Source organism: [Clostridium] innocuum, assembly GCA_012317185.1.
GTDB lineage: Bacteria > Bacillota_I > Bacilli_A > Erysipelotrichales > Erysipelotrichaceae > Clostridium_AQ > Clostridium_AQ innocuum.
This window is the reverse complement of the sequence record CP048838.1, coordinates 2,700,201-2,721,129: the sequence shown is the minus strand read 5'-3', so window position 1 is coordinate 2,721,129 and position 20,929 is coordinate 2,700,201. Positions and strand designations below refer to the sequence as shown.

Here is a 20,929-nt window from a genome sequence, read left to right as displayed (position 1 = left end):
AGGTAGATAATATGAGTATACATTTGAAAGAATTAAAGCACGGAGATTTGGGGGAAGCGACCATAATTGTTGGAGATCCTGGTAGGGTTTCACTTCTTGCAGAAGCGTTTGATAAGCGTAGTATTATTGTTAATAATCGTGAATTTCTTTTAATGAATGGTTATTATAAAAATCAGAAGGTATCCGTATGTTCTACCGGTATAGGTGTAGGCTCAACGGAAATCTGTGTGAGTGAGCTGCTGGAAAATGGAGCAAAACAAATCGTACGTTGCGGAGGCTGCGGCGCATGGCGTGACGATATTGAGCCAGGCGATATCATTTTAAATACTGGAATGGCACGAACAACAGGATTGATGACGACTTATGTCCCGGATACGTATCCTGCTGTTGCAGATTCGCTGTTAGTCAGTCGGATTGCAAAACATCTGTCCGGCAGTAAAAAAATCCATATCGGATTGGGACTGACGGCAGAAACATATTACATAGGGCAGGGAAGGGGTATTTCAATAAAGGGAAAAGCACTTCCTGTTCCCAATATGATTGAAGAATGGTCAAGTCTGGGAATTATGAATTGTGAAATGGAAACAGCAGTACTTTATATACTAGCATCCTTATACCAGATTCCTGCTGCAAACTGCCTCGCTGTTCATGTCAGTCGCAAGAACGAGAAATGGGAATGTGAGGAGGATTATCGCAAGCTGCATTATGAAATGGCGCAGCTTGTACTGGATGCGATGCTAGAGCCATCAACGCAGTATGAAAAAGAAGCATAAGGAAGGAGATAAAGAAATAAAGGGAACGAAAGCGTATAGATAAAATGAAATAGCCGTAGCATGGAGGATTTCCAGCTGCGGTTTTCAACTCTGCATAAAGATTGTATAAGTGTAGTATTTTTTCTTTGTAAGCGCTATAATAATACTAAGAAAACAGAAAGGAGCTTTTTATGAATACAGAACGTTTTAAGGATAAAATTATGGTCGTAACCGGAGGAACCTCCGGAATAGGAAAAGCAGTTTGTATCCGTGCCGGTGCAGAAGGGGCAACCGTTGTCATCGCAGGACGAAATGAGGAACGCGGAAAGGCGATTGAAAAGACCATTACGGATCAGGGAGGCAAGGCACTGTTTGTGCGCTGTGATGTGACTATAAAAGAAGATATCATCGCCCTGTATGCGAAAGTGATGGAAGTGTATGGACGTATCGATATCGCTATTAACAATGCCGGCATCGTCGGAGATTCCAAGAAAATCGAAGATTTGACAGATGAGGACTGGTTCAGCGTTGTCAATGCCAATCTGAATGCCATGTTCTATTGCATTCGTGAGGAAGTGAAATACATGCTTACCAATGAAACCGGTGGAAGTATTGTGAATACCGCATCCGTGGCAGGTATTCGGGCAACTCCTGCAGGACCTGCCTATGTTGCCAGCAAGCACGGTGTTGTCGGACTGACAAAATCAACGGCAATGGATTACGCTGCGAAAAACATTACCTGCAATGCCATCTGTCCGGCAGGAACCGATACACCGCTGACAGAAGCCGCAAAGCAGAAGATTTATGCCAAGATTGCGGAATTGAAGGCACAGGGAAAAGACCCGCAGGAATTTATGAAGAATTCCATGATTGCCGGTAAGACGGAAACTCTGCAGCATCGCAATGCTACAAGTGAGGAGCAGGCAGCGACGATCCTGTATTTTGCCAGTGATGAGGCAAGACACATCACCGGTAGCATTGTCGCAAGTGATGGCGGTTTTACTGTTTATTAACATACATATGAAGAAAGACGGAGAGGAATTCAAAGCCTTTTCGTTTTTATTTTCTGAAGTTGCGCACCTTATCATCATCAGCTTCTTTTTTTATAAAGAGTTCAGGATGTTTTCATTGACAGATGCTGTAAAAAAGAGTATTCTATATATGAAGTTAGATTAAACTAACAAAGAGATTGCAGTTCTTTGTTTTCCTTATAACTTTACAACCAGCCCAAATCTGACTTCACGATCAGACTGTCTGTTTCCACGATACGGCGGACAGGCGGTCTGCTTTTGTTACTGTTCACAGTTTATAAACGAATTTTCAAAAAAGAAAAGATGTAATAATCTGACGGGGGAATGACTTTCCATCCTGTGTGATTGTTATACTTCTGTTTGATCCTTCTTTTCGTGGATTTGCTGTGAATCGTGACCTTCTTATTTTGTAAGCTTATTTTGTATGCAAGCCTATTGACGTTCGGCTGAAAAAATGATACAGTTTATTCAGTTATATGACTGACGGAAGTGGAATTGACCACAGGGAGTATAATGTATAGGGGCCGACCGTCTGGGCAGAAGAGCTCGGGACAACTGTCGGCTCTTTTCTTGTGGATGAATCAGTCCTATGATTTATCTTACGAAACCATTTCATAACAGAATGAAACAGGAGGACGCAGGATTTATGATGAATGAACGCAAAGAATGGGAAGGCTTTACAGGCCGCCTCTGGAAAGAGGAAATCAATGTTCGGGATTTTATTCAGAACAACTACAAGCCATATGACGGGGACGAGTCGTTTCTGGCTGAACCGACAGAAGCAACTAACAAGCTGTGGCAGGAGCTGCAGAAGCTGCAGAAGGAAGAACGCGCAAAGAACGGTGTTCTCGATATGGAAACAGAAATCGTTTCCTCTTTGACCTCTTATGGCCCCGGCTACATCAAGGATGAATTAAAGGATATGGAAGCAGTCGTCGGCTTGCAGACAGACAAGCCGCTGAAGCGTGCTTTCATGCCATACGGCGGTATTAAAATGAGTGAAGAGGCATGTACGACCTATGGATATGAGCCAAGTGAAAAGCTGCATGAAATCTTCCATGAATATCACAAGACACACAACGATGCCGTGTTTGACTGCTATACACCGGAAATGCGACTGGCAAGACGGAACAAAATCGTTACCGGTCTTCCGGATACCTATGGACGCGGACGAATCGTTGGCGATTACCGTCGTGTTGCTCTGTACGGTATCGATTATCTGATCGAACAGAAACAGAAGGATAAGGCAAACTGCGGCTGCGGTGTAATGAGCGATGACATCATCCGTCAGCGTGAGGAGCTGGCTGAGCAGATCAAGGCGTTAAAGGGTATGAAGGCGATGGCTGCACTTTACGGCTTTGATATCAGCGGACCTGCTACAACCGCGAAGGAGGCAGTTCAGTGGCTGTATTTCGGTTATCTTGCGGCCATCAAGACACAGAACGGTGCTGCAATGAGTGTCGGACGTGTTTCCACCTTCCTGGATATTTATATCGAACGTGATCTGGAGGCAGGAATTCTTACCGAAAGTGAAGCACAGGAGCTGATCGATCATATGACGATGAAGTTCCGTATGGTGAAATTTGCACGTATTCCTTCTTATAACCAGCTGTTCTCCGGTGACCCGGTATGGGCTACACTGGATCTGGCAGGTCTGGGTATGGATGGTCGCCATATGGTTACAAAATCCGACTTCCGTTTCCTGCATACACTGGAAAATATGGGACCGGCACCGGAGCCGAATCTGACGGTGCTGTATTCCTCTCATCTGCCGGAAAGCTTCAAGACATATTCCGCACGCATCTCGATTGAGACAAGCTCCGTACAGTATGAGAATGATGATGTTATGCGCCCGGTATGGGGGGATGACTATGCGGTATGCTGCTGTGTGAGTGCCACGCAGACAGGTAAGGAAATGCAGTTCTTCGGAGCACGTGCTAACCTTGCAAAATGTCTGTTGTATGCAATTAACGGTGGAATTGATGAAAAGACGAAAGCACAGGTCGGTCCGGAATATCGTCCGATTACCAGTGAATATCTGGATTATGATGAGGTTATGCATAAGTATGACAATATGATGGAATGGCTGGCTGATCTGTATGTCAACATCCTGAACCTGATTCAGTACATGCATGATAAATATTATTATGAAAGCTCCTTAATGGCACTGATCGATACCGATGTGCGCAGAACCTTTGCGACAGGCATTGCCGGATTCTCCCATGTCGTAGATTCCCTGGCAGCAATCAAATATGCCAAGGTTAAGACGGTTCGTGATGAAGACGGACTGGTTATTGATTATGAAATCGAGGGTGATTTCCCGCGCTATGGAAATGATGATGACCGTGCGGATGATATTGCAGTGTGGCTGTTAAAGACCTTTATGGAGAAAATCGAGAAGCGTCATACCTATCGTGACTCTGAACCGACAACCTCGATTCTTACTATCACCTCCAATGTCGTATATGGTAAGGCTACCGGAGCTCTGCCGGACGGACGTAAGGCCGGAGAGCCATTGTCACCGGGGGCAAACCCTTCCTATGGTGCAGAACAGAACGGTCTGCTGGCTTCTTTGAATTCCGTAACCAAGCTGCCTTATGAATATGCATTGGACGGCATCAGCAATACGCAGACCATCAGTCCGGATGCGCTTGGACACAATGAGGATGAGCGTGCCGATAATCTGGTACATGTTCTGGATGGCTACTTTGATCAGGGAGCCCATCATCTGAATGTCAATGTATTCGGTATTGAAAAGCTGCATGATGCCATGGAGCATCCGGAAAAAGAGGAGTATGCAAACTTCACGATCCGTGTTTCCGGATATGCTGTAAAATTCATTGACCTGACGCGTGAACAGCAGCTGGATGTTATTTCCAGAACCTGCCACGCAAGTCTGTAAGTTACAAAGAAAAGAGGTCTGTTATACAAACAGGCCTTTCTACGTTTACGGAGGTGATTTTATGAGTGTAAAAGGAGCGATTCATTCCATTGAAACCTTTGGCTCCGTTGATGGACCGGGGGTGCGCTTTGTTATATTTCTAAAAGGCTGTGCCATGCGCTGCCAGTATTGCCATAATCCGGATACCTGGAAATGCGGGGAGCCGGATACAGACAGTGAAGCATTGCTGAAGCGTGCGATGCGTTATCGCAGCTACTGGGGCAAAAACGGCGGTATTACGGTCAGCGGGGGAGAGCCTTTGCTGCAAATTGACTTTCTTCTGGATTTGTTTCAAAAGGCGAAGAAGGAAAACATTCACACTGTTCTGGATACGGCGGGAAATCCGTTTACCGGTGAAGGGGACTTTTTTGATAAATTCCAGGAGCTGATGAATGTCACAGACCTCATCCTGCTGGATCTTAAGGTTTATGATGAAAAAAAGCATCGTGCACTGACGGGAAAAAGCAACCGCAATATTCTGGATCTGGCAAAATATCTTTCTGATATCGGTAAGCCTGTCTGGATTCGTCATGTGCTGGTACCTGGTATCAATGACAGTGATGAGGACCTTCATAAGCTGGATACCTTTTTGCAGACTCTGCATAATGTAGCGCGTGTTGAGATTCTGCCATATCATACACTGGGTGCCTACAAGTGGGAGGAGCTTGGCTATACCTATGCACTAAAGGATGTCCTGCCTCCGGACAAAGCACTCGTAAAGCATGCGAATGAGCTTTTACATACAGCACAGTATGATTCGTGAATACTCACAAAGCCGGACATCTGAATAGGAGGAACCGGCTTTTTTATTCCTACGATACTTTAGATATCCCTTTTTTATTCCATCCAATGCATTGATGCTGCTGTGACTATGCTGCATACCGATATGTTGAAATACTCAATAGCACTGTTTTTTTGCATCATAAAATGGTATGATGACAATAGATGGAAGGAGGTATCATCATGAGTGATCCAAAACGTATTCGCATGCACACAGGCAAAGGTTTTATTGCGGCGCTTGATCAAAGCGGCGGCAGTACACCGAAAGCACTTCGACTGTATGGTATTGCAGAGGATGCATATCATAGCGATGAAGAGATGTTTGATCTGGTTCATGAGATGAGAACCAGAATAATGACATGCCCTTCCTTTACAAGCGAGCATATACTTGCAGCCATTCTGTTTGAAAACACCATGGAACGGAAGGTGAACAACGAGTACACTGCTGACTATCTGTGGAATCAAAAGGGAATTCTTCCGATTCTGAAGGTGGACAAGGGGCTTGCCCCATTGGAAAACGGCGTTCAGCTGATGAAGGAAATTCCACAGCTGGAGGAGCTGCTCGAGCGTGCAAAACAGCGCCATATCTTTGGAACGAAGATGCGCTCTGTTATCAGGGAAAGCAATACGGATGGTATCCACGCTATCGTCGAGCAGCAGTTCGCTATCGGTAAACGTATCTGTGCGGCAGGATTGGTGCCGATTCTTGAGCCTGAGGTAGATATTACAGCATCGGACAAGGCGGATTGTGAGGTATTGCTGAAGGCGGAAATCAAAAAGCATCTGGCGAAGCTGACGGCAGATGAAATCATTATGTTCAAGCTGACCATTCCAAGTGTTGACGGTTTCTACACAGAGCTGATGAATGATCCGCATGTTCTGCGCATAGTCGCATTATCCGGAGGGTATACAAGAGATGAAGCGAATGTAAGGCTTGCAAGAAATCCGGGACTGATTGCGAGCTTCTCCCGTGCATTATCACAGGGACTTTGCGTAACCCAGAGTGATGATGAATTTGAAGCCTTACTGAAAAGCTCCATACAGTCTATTTATGATGCCAGCATTACCTGAGAGATAGCATGTATGCATGGAGCCTATAAAAAGATGCAGAAGGTCTGCATCTTTTTGCATGCTTTAAAGCCTAAGACTTACGAGATAGAAGCTTCCTATATGGGAGTTTGCGCAGATATTTCATCCAGTCTGTTTGCATACATACCTTATATAAGATAAGTGTGAGAAGCCCTCCGAGAACGACATCAATGACGGAATGCTGTTTCAGTACAACGGTTGAAAGACATACTGCGATTCCGCAAAACAGGGTAAAGCCTTTGACCAGTGCCGCATGAGAAAACTTTTGATAGCGCATAACAATGATCATAATCGCCACGGTACTGGAAACATGAATGGACGGACAGACGTTCGTCGGTGTATCAATGGCATACAGCATACCGGCAATACGGGCAAGCAGATTGTCACGTACAACAGCAGGACGCAGCTGTAGACCGTTGGGCAGTACGGTATAGATCAGCAGACAGATTGTCATACCGGTGAACATAATAAAGCACAGATCCAGAAAATCCCTTCGCGAGTGGAACAGAAAATAACCAAGAGAGACTGCAAGCATGGGGAACCAGGCAAAATAAGGTATAACAAAGCCTTCATGAAAAGGGATCCAGTCATCCAGCGGACAGTGTATGATAAATTTGGGAACCGCAAAGGCCTCCAAAAGCTCAAAGTAAATCAGATAGGGGATAAAATAAAGAAGGCACAGCGCATAGGGATGCTCCCTGATCCAGGCTGCCGTTTTTTTCAGCATGTGCATCCTCCTTTCCAGGTGGTATTTATTATAGTATGGATTTCCATTTATTTCAAATAAAAAATCCGACCTTCGCCGGATTACGGTTTGATGTAGGAATATCCCGCCTGCTGCTTAACGGCAAGCTCCACAACACCGCTTGCAACCGTTGTCACACCGTTTAAAAGCTCCTGCTCCTCCATCCTCTGCCCCTTCATGGCATTGCGGCAGGCGGCTATGATGACACCGCGTTTTATAAAATTACAGAAAACTGCTTTGTATTCCAGCTGCTCTGCGGCCTCCTCCTTCAGCTGCCGGACGGCTCTTCCATTAACGACGATTTCAATATGGAAATCCTGCTGCAGCTGTTCGCAATAGGCAAGCATATGGGTTACATTTCTCTGTACAAGCGGCCAGCGTTTTTCTTCGTCGATGTGAAATATCACGTTCATATCAGCACCTCCTTCTCTTGGCTCCTTGTCTTTATGCTCATTGTACGATACCTGGCATATACTTGCAAGCAGGAAATCTGCCGTGTTCTCCAAATGTTGTGAAAAAATTCATAAAGTTTTTATTTGAAAGCGTTATCACAGGTGGTAGAATAGCTGTAAAGAAAGGTGAGTGTGATTGGCATATGAAAAATCTGGAGCATCATCTGTTGGGTAAGCATCCCAGAATCGGATTTGCGGAGGGAGCGAATCCCGACGTGATCCGTGCAGCGATACGGCATGTGGAAAACGGCTTTATACTGCCGGTGCTGATTGGTCATAAAAAGGAAATTCTCCGGCATGCGAAGGAGCTTGGCGCTGATATCAGCGGTGTGGAAATCGCAGATATGGAAAGCTTTGCGAATAAGGCGGAAATGGTGTCACGCATGCTGATGATTCGCCGTGGTGACTGGACCAGGGAAGCATGTGAGGATAAACTAAAGGATATCAATTATTTTTCAACAATGTATCTGGAGCTTGGCTATATTGACGGTCTGGTTGGCGGTGTTATCGCAACAACAGCGGAAACCATGCGTCCCGCTTTACAGCTCATTCGGACTGCCGAGAATGAGCGAACCGTTTCCAGCTGTGTTCTGCTGGAGCGGGATAACATCCATTACATTATGGGGGACTGTACACTGAATGTGGATCCATCGGTTCAGGAGCTGGTGGAGATTACCCTCCAGTGTGCCAGAACAGCACGGCAGTTTGGTATTGAACCGAAGGTTGGTATTTTATCGTATTCCTCGTTTGGGTCGGGAAGCGGAGCAAGTGTGGATAAGGTGCGCGTCGTAGCGGAGCATCTGAAACGGATGCCGCTGGATTTTGCTGTTGACGGGGAGATTCAGGTGGATGCGGCAATCTCTCCAATCGTCGCAAAGGTAAAGGCTCCGCATTCAGCCATCGCCGGGGAGATGAATACACTGATATTCCCGAATATCGATGCCGGAAATATCGGCTATAAGATTGCTGTCGAGCTGGGTGGCTTTACCATGTTTGGCCCGATTTTACAGGGCTTGCGTAAACCGGTCAATATCTTGACGCGCAGGGCAAGCGTGGATACGATCTATTCCATCGGTATCATTACCGGTGTGCAGGCAGTTGAGAATCGATCCTGAAAAAAGATGGCAGATGCCGTCTTTTTATGCTTTTAAAATGTCTTGTGCATTAGCGTCAGGAGAGGCTAGACACAGGTGCAGAGGGACCTCTCAGAACGCTAAAAATTTAGATCCACTAGGAAGCAAAGGATAAAAAGGCATTCATATGCGGTGTGAGCCATTTGCTTTTATGATAAACAATCTGGCGGTATACACGCAGCTGAAAATCTCGCGGCCGCAGGATGGACAGACGTCCCTGATCTACATAGGGCTGCACACAGAAGGCGGGAAGAAAGGAAATCTCACATTCACTCAACAGCTCCCGTATGATGAATTCTGTATTCCCTATTTCCAGGTATGGATGCACCTGCTGTTTAATGGACAGGGCATACTGATCCAGCTCATAACGATAGCTGGCTGCACTTTCCGTCAGAATCAGCTCCTCCTGTAATAAGTCCTTGAGAATCAGTGATTTCCGTTTTGTTAGCGCATGAGAGGGATGGCAGACAAACACGATTTCCTCCGGTTCATCAACGACGCGGATCCAGTCGGGATGATACTGGCGGCGGTCGATGAAATAGACGATATCCAGCTCATTATGATTCATCATATCCAGTAAAATTTCCGGTGATGAGGTTTCCACGCTGATGGAGATATGCGGATACGTTGTATGAAAGGCATGCAGCAGTTTTGGAAAGGAGGATGCACACAGGGATTCCGTCATGCCGATGCGCAGATGTCCCTCCAGCTCCTGTGCTTCCTGCAGTGCAAGCTTGGCTTTTTCACTTTCATCGAGGATGCGGCAGGCATAGTCATAAAATATAGTTCCCTGCTGCGTAAGCGAAATCGTCTTGCCGAAACGGTCAAACAGACGGGTGTGCAGCTCTTTCTCCAGCTGCTGAATTTGAATGGTGACCGCAGCCTGTGTATAGCCCAGTGCAGCCGCAGCCTTTGAGAAGCTCTTCAGCTGAGCTACCCGCTGAAATGTTCGTAGTGTACGTAATTCCATAAATCCTCCCATAAAGATAATTTAATCATCTTATAAAATATATAAAATTTTCATAAATATATGGTGATGATATAATACATTTAAAGAGAAGTCAACGCAAAATGCGAAAAGGGAGAAATTTTATGAAAAAACAGGATGCACAGTACAGAGGATATGTGACCCTGCTGAAAAAAGAGCTCGTTCCGGCGATGGGATGTACAGAGCCGATTGCGATTGCCTATGCGGCAGCACAGGCAGCTGCACGCCTGAAGGAAGATATAAAACAGGTGGATATTTATGCCAGTGGCAATATCATCAAAAATGTAAAAAGCGTTACGGTGCCGAATACCGGAGGACGCAAGGGAATCCAAAGTGCGGCAGCTATTGGTATTATCGCCGGTGATCCAACCCTCGGACTGGAGGTTATTTCTCATGTCCGTACGGAGCAGATCGCGCAAATGGAAGCTTTTCTTGAAAAGACAGCAGTGTATGTACATCATGAGCAGTGCAGCTGTGCCCTGCAGGTCGGTGTCAGAGTTACCGGAGAGCAGCATACTGTACTGGTATGTATCCAGAATGAGCATTCCAATATCGTACGTATTGAAGAGGATGGAAGGTGTGTGCTGGACAAAGAGGCACGCAAGGATACACAGGAGCAGCTGGATGCCATGCAGTTTTCGATGCAGGGTATCTATGAGTTTGCAGAAATAGCGGATCTTGCGGATGTAAAGGAGATACTGGATCGACAGATTCAATGCAATACCGCCATAGCGGAAGAGGGGTTAGCCCATTCCTATGGTGCCAATATCGGTTCCGTGCTGCTCTCTACCTATGGTGACAGTGTACAGATTCGTGCCCGTGCTCTGGCTGCGGCGGGAAGTGATGCCAGAATGAGCGGCTGTGAGCTGCCGGTTATTATCAACAGCGGAAGCGGAAATCAGGGAATGACCTGCTCTCTTCCGGTAATCGCCTATGCAAGGGAGCTCCAATCCAGTGAAGAACAGCTGTACCGGGCCTTGCTCATATCCAATCTCTCCACACTGTATCAGAAAAAATATATCGGTCGGCTATCCGCTTATTGTGGTGCAGTCAGTGCAGGTGCAGGCGCAGGTGCAGGGATTGCATATCTGCTGGGCGGAGATTATGATCATATCTGCCATGCCATTGTCAATGCACTCGCAATAACGTCAGGTATGATTTGTGACGGTGCAAAGCCGTCCTGTGCCGCAAAAATAGCAACGGCGGTTGATGCCGGCATCATGGGCTGTATGATGTATCAAAAGGGAAAGCAGTTCTATCGCGGAGAGGGTATTGTTTGCCGCGATATTGAGGAAACCATCATGGGTGTCGGTCAGCTGGCAAGAGATGGCATGAAGGAAACGGATGATGAGATCATAAAGCTGATGATACAAAACTAACGGCTGAAAAGAGGCAAGCTGCAGAAAAGCTGTCTGATTCATACACGGACAAACGTGTGATTCAGACAGCTTTTTAGGATGCAGGAATTCATGACGGATTGTATACGGCATTCAGTTTTTGTCTAACAGCCTGCTTTCTTCAGGTTTTTAAGCTTATACAAATGGGAACTCATCAGGAAATGCACAGCTTCGAGATTTTTTGCCTGCATTTAGAAATATGCAGCCGTGCTTTTTCATGCGGATAGGATCATGCATTTGCTATATACATAGATATGGCAATGCAAAGCATCACGAACATATGGGTGACTTCATTTTCTGTAAGCTGCTGAATTTGTTTCAGCATGAGCTATAACGCTTCCTGCTAAGTTGACATCTTGGAATTCTGCTTGATTTCCTTCAGACTGCTGCGGCTGATATCCGGAGACAGGATCATGCAGATACCACCAAGCACGGTATTGGTATAGAAGGTGATTGCCCGCCATACCAGCATGATGCTGGCAGCCTGAGCTGCACCGGCGAGAGGAGTAAATATAAGGGTAAAGGTTGTTTCTGCTACGCCGTGCTTGCCATATACCGGAAGAGCAGATAATATCAGATCTACAAAAAAGGATGCTGAAAAAAAGAGTGGGATATCCTGCAGACGGAGATCAATTTGCAGAAAGAATGCGATGAGAAGCGGCAGAGAATGCCGTATACTCAGCTTTACTGTGTTCAGTAGATGAACCCTTAGCATCACTCGGTAATCCTTTTTATACAGACCGTTTGCTGTCTGCAGAGAATCTGCGAAGCGCTGCAGCGCATGCTGGATGGACAGCTTGTCAAATGGCAGCTGCAGTTTGTCAATCAGATAGCCGATACCTTTGCTCAGTCCTGCGAAAACACCCGGCCACAGAAACAGCAGCGCGACAATAAGGATGGGGAAAATACTGATTGCAAAGCCGGAGAGCGCCAGGATGCTTTCCTTTGGAAATAAAGGGATCAGAAAATCACAGCTGATGAAAACAGCACATGCACTGAGCGCCATATAGGATATCTGATACAGAATCTGATCCATGACGAGAATACTGCAGCCCTGCTCCCATGATATGTTCCTGACCTTAAATAACAGCATCTGCGCCGCCTTTGCTACAGCGGAGGCACTGACATTCATCAGGAAAAGGGAAATCATTGCATTGGATATCCCGCTTTTCATTTGATAAGCAGGATTGACCTTCCTGCACAGCACGCAGATTCCGATTCCTCCTATCACATAAACAGAAGCACTGAGCAGTATCAGTCCAAGCGTATAGCGTAGCTGCAAATGCTGCAGCGTATCGAAGATTTCCGCAGCATGGTCCTTGATATTGAAGTAGAGCATGCCGGCAACAAACATCGCCAGCGGTATATATTTTATTGTTTGCTTTATCCATTTCTTCATAAGATTACCTCACATGCATAAGGATACTACAATTTTGTGAAAAGGGACAGATTTCCTGAAAAACATGATAAAATATTATCGTATAAGGAAAAGGTTATAGGAACAGCTTACGGAATGTGCTGCTATAACAAGGAGGGAAATATGAAGCATCGTATCTGTATGTTAAATATCGCACGAATCAATTATGATCATAGGCTTGATATCAGCTGCATAAAGGGAGATGTTGTTGCTTATGAGGATAGTGATCCACAGGAGATTCTACAGCGTGTTCAGGATTGTGAAATTGTAGTCAGTAAGGAGCTTGAGCTTTCCAAAGCGCTGATTGAGCAGTTTCCGGACAGTGTGCGCTTAATCTGTGAAGCAGGGACCGGCTATAACAATATCGATCTGGAGACCTGCCGCAAAAAGGGAATCATTGTGTGCAATACGCCCGCTTATTCCACAAAGCGTGTGGCACATACGGCGATTATGCTGCTTTTAAGCCTTAGCAGCTCCATGCGCGAGCAGCTGCAAATGCTGGAACATAAAGATTACCGAAATTTCACAGACCATATGCTGGTGGAGCATACCGAGGTCAATGATAAGACGCTGGGAGTTATCGGTTACGGCAGTATCGGACAGGAGGTGATTCGTATTGCTAAAGTCCTGGATATGAAAATTCTGGTGTATACGAGAACACCGCGCGAGCATGTGGAGGGAGTACGCTTTGTTTCCCTGCCAGAGCTTTTAAAGGAAAGTGATTATGTTTCTCTGCATTGTCCGCTTACCTCTGAAACCAGACATCTGATCGACGAAGTGCATCTGTCGATGATGAAGCCTTCCGCCGCTATTATCAATACGGCCCGTGGAGCCCTGATTGATGAACAGGCGCTGATTGCGGCCTTGCAGAACAAGCAGATTGCCAAAGCGGCACTGGATGTGCAGGAAGAGGAGCCGATGCGTGAGGATAATCCACTGTACACAATGCCGAATGTCATTATTACACCGCATATGGGATGGCGTGGTCTGGAAACCAGACAGCGTCTTTTACAGCTGGTGTCCGCAAATATCGAAGCGTATATGGAAGGAACTGTTATCAATCGGGTTGTCTGAATGCCTGCATGGCGTGGTTCTTTTGGAATGAGAATGAATTTTACGGGCATTTCTATTTAACATTATCAGATTCCACATATAATAGAGGGGAGAGGATGATATATGTGGATATATTTGAAAAGGCATACCAGTTCCTTCAGGATGAAGGGATTGCGGCAAGAAGACATATTGAATTAAAGCAATATACGACACTGCATATCGGCGGGGAGGCACAGATTCTGGCGGAGCCATCCAGTATTACACAGATTCAGCAATGTCTGGCAGTATGCAAACAGCATCGCATAGAATGGTTTCTGCTTGGTAACGGCAGCAATGTTCTGGCAATGGATGAAGGCTTTCAGGGAATGGTCATCGTCCTGGCAACGAATTTTAACAGCATCCGACTGGAGAAGGAAAATCGTGTGCGTGCACAAAGCGGGGCTGCCATCAAGGCGGTAAGTGCATTTTGTGCAGCGCATTCTCTGAGCGGTCTGGAGTTTGCCTGTGGAATTCCGGGAAGTGTCGGAGGGGCCGTTTACATGAATGCAGGAGCGTATGGCGGAGAAACAAAGGATGTTTTGCTTGAAGTGGTTTGGCTGGATGAAAACGGAAGTCTTCATACAAGCTGTGCAGCACAGCTGGAGCTGTCCTACCGGCATAGTCGTTTTTCAAAGCATGGAGGTATCGTACTGGAAGCTGTGTATGCACTAATTCCTGGAAGACAGGAGGCAATCGTGGCACAAATGGAGGAGCTGATGCGGCGGCGAAGAGAAAAGCAGCCGCTGGATGCCTATAGTGCAGGTTCCACATTTAAACGGCCACAGGGAAATTATGCTTCTGCTTTGATACGGGATGCTGGATTGATGGGGACAGAGGTGCATGATGCACAGGTATCCACAAAGCATGCCGGCTTCCTTATCAATCGCGGGGCTGCCAGCAGTCAGGATTTTCTGGAGCTGATTCACAGAGTTCAGCAGGAGGTCAAAGAGCATAGCGGCTATGAGCTGGAGTGTGAAATCCGGTTTCTGAGAAATGAGCACAGATCGTGACTACAGCAGCTAAAATCGATTATTTTACTATACAGAAAATGGAAAGAGGATTACAATAGCTGGGGGTGAATGCTATGATTTATAAAATCGGTGATATTGCAAAGGTTATGGGTGTTACTACGGAGGCAATACGACATTATGAGCGCATGGGACTCATCAAACCGGAAAAGGATCCGCAGACCAATTACCGATACTTTACCGAGGAGCAGCTGAGCCAGCTGCTGTACATACAACGTTTATCACAGATGGGAATCAGTTTGCAGCTGATACGGGAGCAGTTTCTGAATGGTTCTTTGCATTCCTATGAGCAGGTGATATCGGAAACTCTGCAATCAACGCAGGAGCGACTGAGAATTCTGCAGATGAAAACAAGCAATTTGATGAACTGTCTGGATATCCTACAGACTGCAGAGCAATCAAAGGGAAGGTGCATTTACGGAATGCGCCCGGATATGTATTTCATATCAACACAGCATTGCATTCAGTCCTCCTTTGCACAGGAGCAGCCAAAGGGATTTCACAATTTTTCCAATCATGCGGATCTTTTTTTCCAAAGCGTTCATTATTATGAAGAGAATGGTGTCTGGAGAAGTGAGAAGGGGTTTGGAATTTATAAGGATTGTGCGGAATATGCACAGTATTGTGAGAATCCATATTTTCACTTACGCAGTGCTGCACATGCTGTTTTATGCACATTTGACAATTTAAAGACGGATGCTGGAATAACGGAAACCGTTCGCTCATTTTTCAGGGAGCATAATCTGAAGCGAAGCGGTGAGGTTTACAGCCGTCAGGTGTACCGCACGTTTTCAAAGGAACAGGAACCGGTGGTGATGGAGCTGTTGGCGATTCCATACATAAGGATATAGGGAATCAGACTTGCGTTTGTATATGTTTCGTGCTATTCTGTAGGGGATTACAGGAGGAGCTTTCATGGAACAGCGTCAGAAGTCGTATCTACTGAATGCGTTTCTGCTTGGTGTTATTACCGGTTTTTTTATAGCACCGCTCAAAAACGGTATTCAGGTTCATGTGAGTAGCAGAGGGACATGTAGTCCTAAAAAATGACATCGGCCATCATGTTTGTAAGAAAAAGGTTTCAGAGGATGTGTTCTGAAATCTTTTTATAATATGGCAGTTCGATGTCAGTGAATAGAGTACCGGTGGAAGCCTTGATGTATGCAATTCCTGTTAGTTTACAGATTTGCAGTCAGACAGCTGTTTGATTGAAATAAAAGGGATCAGCATAAGGAAAAATTCATTCCAATCTAATTCCTTTTTTCATAAAAGAAAAAAATAATGGTGTTTTTCTAGTGATTTCATTGCCTTCATATACATCTACTTTTTCCAGGTTGCTCATATACATCTTTTGCAATCGAAAAAATATCGGCTGAATCTAATTTATGCCCACGAATCACAAGTGAATTTACATCAGAGTCATTCATGGCAGTATTACAGGCAGTGATCCAGATAATATGGAATTTTCTGCTTTTCATTTTTTTAATTCTATCCTTTAATCTGTAATGGAGTGAACCATGTAAACACCACCTTTTGACTACAGTTTCCAAGAAATAGAGAACAAAGACTTCAGGTCTGAAGTTATTTCATCCTTTTTCTTTTTTATGGAAATTGTATGGATTCTCCATCATAGAAAATAAAACTTCTTATGTACAAGCGTGAGTAAACTCATACCCACGCTTTTTTTTCTACGGATCGATAACCGTTGGAGTCCTTCCGATTCCTACTACCTCATTAACGATCCTTGTCCAGGTTCCACATCCGACTACACCATCTGCACTGAGTCCGTTATCACGCTGATATGCAACTAATGCATTCCGTGTATTTCCTCCGAATACCCCATCAAGGGTCTGTGTACTGTAGCCTAATGCGTTTAATGCATCCTGTAGAATCAAAACGTAAACACCACGGCTGCCACTGCGTAAAACAGGGAATCCGGCACTGCAGGCCGGTGTGCCATACCGTTTGTCGAAGTGTACCCAGGTCGGTGTCATGTAAATAGGCTCCACATAAACCCAGACACCAAGATTGTTCGCAGTATTCCAGATTCTGTTACGCTCTGCCTGCGTCAATGCCTGTCCCACATCGAAGGAAACACCTGCATAATGCTGTGACTGCTTCCCATGTCCGCCTTCCCAGATTCGTTTAAATGCATATCGAAAAGGTATGGGGGCTCCATAGGTTCTTCGTGTTGCATTCCATGCTTCCATTGCCGCATTTGTTGTCCATAGAACACTGGATCGCGATGATCCTCTGAATTCTCTCACCAGCATTGTTCGATCGTATGCATACGGCATTGGATCATTTTCCTCCAGATAGAAGGTTTCCAATGCCTGCGTATATACATTATATATGATAACCTTTGCCATATATCTGCCTCCTTTCCATACATCCTATGATAAACAGACAAACGTGGATGGGTATTTATAAATAAGCTGTAAGCAAACATGGCTTTCCTCTTTTATAAAACAGAAGAAGATCGGAAGTAACAGATATAATAACTGCTTCCAAGGAGACTCTGGTCTATAAGACACATATCGTGTGAAGTGGACACAATAACGGTGAGTAAGGACACGGATCAGGAGAATGCGCTGTTTTGAAATGCACTGGTAAAATAGTATACTGTCATTGATATCCAAAATATATAATCCTAAACAGGATGCAGTGAAAATTGGAACGAGCTGTATTCCGGTAGCGAATATAGCTTTTCTTGTGACAGGCAGTTACACATACAGATTTCGTAATTCTGATGCAAATTGAATACGTATCTAATAGGAAGAACTGTTCAAAAATCAGGAGATGATAACTACTTTACATGAGTGAAAGACTTATGGCGTTAAGGGTGCAGCCAAACGCAAAGGAAGCCCAACGAACTCGTGAGGGTACGTGCGTAAGGGGTGGAACAAGTAGACAGGCTTAAATAATCAGGGCGCAGTGGCACTTACAGGTGACAACCATGCGGAAAGAGGGAAGTCCTATGTAAAAAGAGAGTTTATAGCGTTTGAATATTTATATACTTTAGAGTATAATGTTTATGAGTGTATAAACGAAACAGGAGGGATACTATGCTAGGAAGAGTAGCTGAATTAAACTATTTGAATGAATTATACGAAAGTGAAAAGTTTGAGTTTTTAGTCATGTATGGTCGAAGAAGAGTTGGTAAGACAACATTGCTTCAAGAATTTTCAAAACATACAAATGCAATCTTTTTTCCTGCACGTGAAAAAAATGATGCATTAAATTTAGAAGATTTCTCAAAAACAATACAACTTTATTTTGATCAGCAATTTATTTCATCATTTAAAAGCTGGGAAGATGCTTTTGTGTATATTGGTAATAAAATACAGAATCGAACTGCACTTATTATTGATGAATTTCCATATATCATTGAAGAAAACCCTTCTGTTAAATCACTTCTACAACATGCCATTGATCATAGCTGGAAGAATAAAAATATCTTTTTAGTTCTTTGTGGTTCTTCAGTTAATGTCATGGAGAATGAAATCATGGGAAGAAAAAGTCCATTACATGATCGGCAAACGGCAACCCTTGAAATAATACCATTCGATTATTTAGAAAGCAGTAATTTCTTTCCTAACTATAGCAATGAAGATAAGTTGATTGCTTATGGTGTTTTAGGTGGTATTCCAAGATATTTAGAAGCATTTGATGCTGATAAATCCATTGGAGAAAATATAGCATCTAAAATTATTCGAAATGGTTCCTATTTATATGAAGAACCTGAAAATTTATTGAAAGCAGATTTACGAGAAACAAACACCTATAATTCCATACTTTCTGCAATCGCGAATGGAAGAAACAGAATCATCGAAATTGCAGATTATATATACGAGAGTCAAACAAAAGTTTCTAAGTATTTAACAACGCTTCAAACATTACACCTGATTGAAAAAAGAGTTCCATGTGGCGAAAACGATAAATCTAAAAAATCAATTTATGTAATAAAAGATAACTTCTTAAGATTTTGGTTTCGCTATGAATTTACAAACAACGCTTATTATGCAATGTTAGGCGCAAAAGACGCTGCTGAAGAAATTATGAATGATATTTCAAACCTTATGGGTGATGTGTTTGAAGGTGTATGTAAAGAATATTTAATTCATCAGGCAAAGCAAAGAAAACTTCCTTTTATTCCATTTTCTATAGGAAAATGGTGGGGGAATAATCCAAGTATCAAAGCACAAGATGATGTTGATGTTTTAGCAATTGATCGAAGTGGAAAAAAAGCAATCTTTATGGAGTGTAAATTCACATCTAGTCCTATGCCTCTTGAAGAATATACCGATCTCGTAAATGCTACAAAAGCATTTCCAAATATCAAAGAAATATATTTATATTTTGTAAGTAAATCCGGATATACGGAACAAGTAAAACGACAAGCAGAAATAGATTGTGCAATTCTGTTAACGATTGATGATTTATTTGAGTAATCTGTATATAGTTTTCTTAAATTTAAAAAAATGTGTTAAGGGTTAATTATGTTATTCATCAATCGTTTTTTGACAATATATGACTAATATTAAATTAAATCCTGATTTAAGAGATAAATACGCCAAAATTGAAAATATCAGTGATGAGAAACATTCTGTATATGTTTAAAGTTAGATGAAACAAACATGATGGCGGAGCAAATTGAAACACGATAGTTACATGAACAAGCTTTTGGAAGGGAAAGAAAAATAATTAAAATATGGATTACTTTATTAAATTCGATTATGTAGACTTGATATCATAAATAAGCCGGAAGCAAACATGGCTTTCCACTATTATAAAACAGAAGAAGATCGGAAGTAACAGATATAATTGCTTCTAAGGATACTCTGGTCTTAAGACACATATCGTGTGAAGTGGATACAATAACGGTGAATAAGGACACGGATCAGGAGAATGCGCTGTTTTAAAATGCACTGGCAAAATAGTATACTGTCATTAATATTCAAAATGTATAATCCTAAACAGAATGCAATGAAAATTGGAACGAGCTGTATTCTGGTAGCGAATATAGCTTTTTGCTGTATGCAGATAGTTGTTTCTGTTTTACTTTCTGCCTCCTGCTTTTCTCATTGTGGGCATATGGTAAGAAAGCTTTTCTCCCGATGAAAAGAATGCTATAATAATCAAAACAAGGAGAGAGCGGTATGAGCATGAAATTCAGACGTTTTCTATGCTTTCTGACAGCTCTGCTGCTGATCAGCGGTTGTGCAGGCAAGGAAGACGGTAAGAAGTATCCAAGCGAATATGAACCATCACCGAGTCCGAAAATGTCTGAGCTTCATCTGCCCAGCAGCCCCGGAGAGCAGGTGGCTGTGGATTCCAGCGGACTGGTACAAATCGATTACAGCAATACAAGCAGCGGATATCTGCAGGCCAAGCTTTTGCACAAGCCTGAAAAAAGGATGCGCCTCCAGATAACCAAGGACGGTGTAGGAAACATCGCATATGATTTTACAAAGGAAAACGAATATGAAACCTTTCCCTTTGAGCAGGGAAGCGGAACATATCTGGTAAAGGTACTCGAAAATCGTTCCGGGAAAACCTATACGATCACATTGACCCTGTCAGTGGATGTCAAGCTTGAAAATGAGCGGATACCGTTTTTATATCCAAATCAGACGGTGAACTATGACAGTCATACAGCAGCTGTAAAAAAAGCCTTTGATCTGACGAAGGATGATGATACCGTATTGAAGCGGATTGCAACACTGTATAATTATGTTGTGGATAACATCAGCTATGATTCCAAAAAGGCGAAGGAAGTAGAGGATATTTATGTGCTTCCTGTCGTGGATGAAACACTGGAAAGCAAAAAAGGGATATGCTTTGATTATGCGGCTCTGCTTGCGGCGATGCTGCGCAGCCAGCAGATTCCAACCAGACTGGTAACGGGAAATACCACGATTGAATATCATGCCTGGGTTGAGGTATATATTGAGGGAAAGGGATGGATCAATCCCGATATTCTGCTGCATGCAAAGAAATGGAGCCGTATGGATCCAACCTTTGATGCCAGTGACATTGATTATGAAGATGACTATGAAGATAAGTATTACTACTAGGAGGAAA

The 20,929-nt window shown here is 43.8% G+C and carries 17 protein-coding genes; 12 read left to right on the top strand and 5 right to left on the bottom strand.

The features are described 5' to 3' along the window. Positions 1-11: 11 nt before the first annotated feature. The 5 genes from G4D54_13230 to G4D54_13210 all read left to right on the top strand — a co-directional run bounded on the left by G4D54_13230 (position 12) and on the right by G4D54_13210 (position 6,575). Positions 12-773 carry a nucleoside phosphorylase gene (locus G4D54_13230; protein QJA03332.1) on the top strand — a complete coding sequence of 254 codons (762 nt, stop codon included), beginning with the start codon at positions 12-14 and terminating at the stop codon, positions 771-773. 170 nt (positions 774-943) lie between these two features. Next, positions 944-1,765, top strand: coding sequence for an SDR family oxidoreductase (locus G4D54_13225; protein ID QJA03331.1), 822 nt, complete (start codon positions 944-946; stop codon positions 1,763-1,765). A gap of 664 nt (positions 1,766-2,429) precedes the next feature. Further along, entirely contained in the window at positions 2,430-4,685 is a 2,256-nt protein-coding gene (gene pflB / locus G4D54_13220; GenBank protein ID QJA03330.1) for a formate C-acetyltransferase, read from the top strand. A 61-nt stretch (positions 4,686-4,746) separates the two neighbouring features. Beyond that, positions 4,747-5,487 (top strand): pyruvate formate lyase-activating protein, encoded by a 741-nt coding sequence (gene pflA / locus G4D54_13215; protein QJA03329.1) that lies wholly within the window; start codon positions 4,747-4,749, stop codon positions 5,485-5,487. Between the two features lie 200 nt (positions 5,488-5,687). Next, positions 5,688-6,575, top strand: a complete 888-nt coding sequence (locus G4D54_13210) for a fructose bisphosphate aldolase (protein ID QJA03328.1) — start codon at positions 5,688-5,690, stop codon at positions 6,573-6,575. Positions 6,576-6,645: 70 nt separating this feature from the next. Here the strand turns inward: G4D54_13210 and G4D54_13205 are convergent, their stop codons facing one another. Then, positions 6,646-7,320: a phosphatase PAP2 family protein gene (locus G4D54_13205; GenBank protein ID QJA03327.1), complete on the bottom strand. Its 675-nt coding sequence runs from the start codon at positions 7,318-7,320 to the stop codon at positions 6,646-6,648. 80 nt (positions 7,321-7,400) lie between these two features. Further along, positions 7,401-7,751, bottom strand: a complete 351-nt coding sequence (locus tag G4D54_13200) for a hypothetical protein (GenBank protein ID QJA03326.1) — start codon at positions 7,749-7,751, stop codon at positions 7,401-7,403. A gap of 182 nt (positions 7,752-7,933) precedes the next feature. On the opposite strand from G4D54_13200, the gene G4D54_13195 reads away from it, so the two are divergent. Then, positions 7,934-8,905 carry a phosphotransacetylase gene (locus tag G4D54_13195; protein ID QJA03325.1) on the top strand — a complete coding sequence of 324 codons (972 nt, stop codon included), beginning with the start codon at positions 7,934-7,936 and terminating at the stop codon, positions 8,903-8,905. Between the two features lie 115 nt (positions 8,906-9,020). Here the strand turns inward: G4D54_13195 and G4D54_13190 are convergent, their stop codons facing one another. Next, positions 9,021-9,893, bottom strand: a complete 873-nt coding sequence (locus G4D54_13190; protein QJA03324.1) for a LysR family transcriptional regulator — start codon at positions 9,891-9,893, stop codon at positions 9,021-9,023. Positions 9,894-10,015: 122 nt separating this feature from the next. On the opposite strand from G4D54_13190, the gene G4D54_13185 reads away from it, so the two are divergent. Continuing rightward, positions 10,016-11,290, top strand: a complete 1,275-nt coding sequence (locus G4D54_13185) for a serine dehydratase subunit alpha family protein (GenBank protein QJA03323.1) — start codon at positions 10,016-10,018, stop codon at positions 11,288-11,290. 361 nt (positions 11,291-11,651) lie between these two features. On the opposite strand, the gene G4D54_13180 is transcribed toward G4D54_13185, so the two are convergent. Then, positions 11,652-12,707, bottom strand: coding sequence for a flippase-like domain-containing protein (locus tag G4D54_13180; protein ID QJA03322.1), 1,056 nt, complete (start codon positions 12,705-12,707; stop codon positions 11,652-11,654). Positions 12,708-12,848: 141 nt separating this feature from the next. Here G4D54_13180 and G4D54_13175 point away from each other — a divergent pair, with 141 nt between their 5' ends. From G4D54_13175 to G4D54_13165, 3 genes are all read left to right on the top strand, one after another. Further along, positions 12,849-13,799, top strand: a complete 951-nt coding sequence (locus tag G4D54_13175; protein ID QJA03321.1) for a D-2-hydroxyacid dehydrogenase — start codon at positions 12,849-12,851, stop codon at positions 13,797-13,799. Between the two features lie 95 nt (positions 13,800-13,894). Then, positions 13,895-14,827: a UDP-N-acetylmuramate dehydrogenase gene (gene murB, locus G4D54_13170; GenBank protein QJA03320.1), complete on the top strand. Its 933-nt coding sequence runs from the start codon at positions 13,895-13,897 to the stop codon at positions 14,825-14,827. Positions 14,828-14,901: 74 nt separating this feature from the next. Continuing rightward, positions 14,902-15,696 (top strand): MerR family transcriptional regulator, encoded by a 795-nt coding sequence (locus tag G4D54_13165; GenBank protein QJA03319.1) that lies wholly within the window; start codon positions 14,902-14,904, stop codon positions 15,694-15,696. Between the two features lie 837 nt (positions 15,697-16,533). On the opposite strand, the gene G4D54_13160 is transcribed toward G4D54_13165, so the two are convergent. After that, positions 16,534-17,214, bottom strand: coding sequence for a peptidoglycan-binding protein (locus G4D54_13160; protein ID QJA03318.1), 681 nt, complete (start codon positions 17,212-17,214; stop codon positions 16,534-16,536). A 696-nt stretch (positions 17,215-17,910) separates the two neighbouring features. Between G4D54_13160 and G4D54_13155 the strand changes: the two genes are divergently transcribed. Both G4D54_13155 and G4D54_13150 read left to right on the top strand, forming a co-directional pair. Further along, complete coding sequence (locus G4D54_13155; protein QJA03317.1) at positions 17,911-19,296, top strand: ATP-binding protein; 1,386 nt, start codon at positions 17,911-17,913, stop codon at positions 19,294-19,296. A 708-nt stretch (positions 19,297-20,004) separates the two neighbouring features. Beyond that, complete coding sequence (locus G4D54_13150; protein QJA03316.1) at positions 20,005-20,922, top strand: transglutaminase domain-containing protein; 918 nt, start codon at positions 20,005-20,007, stop codon at positions 20,920-20,922. Positions 20,923-20,929 lie beyond the last annotated feature (7 nt).

Coding starts and splice junctions, on each gene's coding strand:
- G4D54_13230 (QJA03332.1), top strand. CDS start 12: ATGAGTATACATTTGAAAGAATTAAAGCACGGAGATTTGGGGGAAGCG.
- G4D54_13225 (QJA03331.1), top strand. CDS start 944: ATGAATACAGAACGTTTTAAGGATAAAATTATGGTCGTAACCGGAGGA.
- pflB (QJA03330.1), top strand. CDS start 2,430: ATGATGAATGAACGCAAAGAATGGGAAGGCTTTACAGGCCGCCTCTGG.
- pflA (QJA03329.1), top strand. CDS start 4,747: ATGAGTGTAAAAGGAGCGATTCATTCCATTGAAACCTTTGGCTCCGTT.
- G4D54_13210 (QJA03328.1), top strand. CDS start 5,688: ATGAGTGATCCAAAACGTATTCGCATGCACACAGGCAAAGGTTTTATT.
- G4D54_13205 (QJA03327.1), bottom strand. CDS start 7,320: ATGCTGAAAAAAACGGCAGCCTGGATCAGGGAGCATCCCTATGCGCTG.
- G4D54_13200 (QJA03326.1), bottom strand. CDS start 7,751: ATGAACGTGATATTTCACATCGACGAAGAAAAACGCTGGCCGCTTGTA.
- G4D54_13195 (QJA03325.1), top strand. CDS start 7,934: ATGAAAAATCTGGAGCATCATCTGTTGGGTAAGCATCCCAGAATCGGA.
- G4D54_13190 (QJA03324.1), bottom strand. CDS start 9,893: ATGGAATTACGTACACTACGAACATTTCAGCGGGTAGCTCAGCTGAAG.
- G4D54_13185 (QJA03323.1), top strand. CDS start 10,016: ATGAAAAAACAGGATGCACAGTACAGAGGATATGTGACCCTGCTGAAA.
- G4D54_13180 (QJA03322.1), bottom strand. CDS start 12,707: ATGAAGAAATGGATAAAGCAAACAATAAAATATATACCGCTGGCGATG.
- G4D54_13175 (QJA03321.1), top strand. CDS start 12,849: ATGAAGCATCGTATCTGTATGTTAAATATCGCACGAATCAATTATGAT.
- murB (QJA03320.1), top strand. CDS start 13,895: ATGATATATGTGGATATATTTGAAAAGGCATACCAGTTCCTTCAGGAT.
- G4D54_13165 (QJA03319.1), top strand. CDS start 14,902: ATGATTTATAAAATCGGTGATATTGCAAAGGTTATGGGTGTTACTACG.
- G4D54_13160 (QJA03318.1), bottom strand. CDS start 17,214: ATGGCAAAGGTTATCATATATAATGTATATACGCAGGCATTGGAAACC.
- G4D54_13155 (QJA03317.1), top strand. CDS start 17,911: ATGCTAGGAAGAGTAGCTGAATTAAACTATTTGAATGAATTATACGAA.
- G4D54_13150 (QJA03316.1), top strand. CDS start 20,005: ATGAGCATGAAATTCAGACGTTTTCTATGCTTTCTGACAGCTCTGCTG.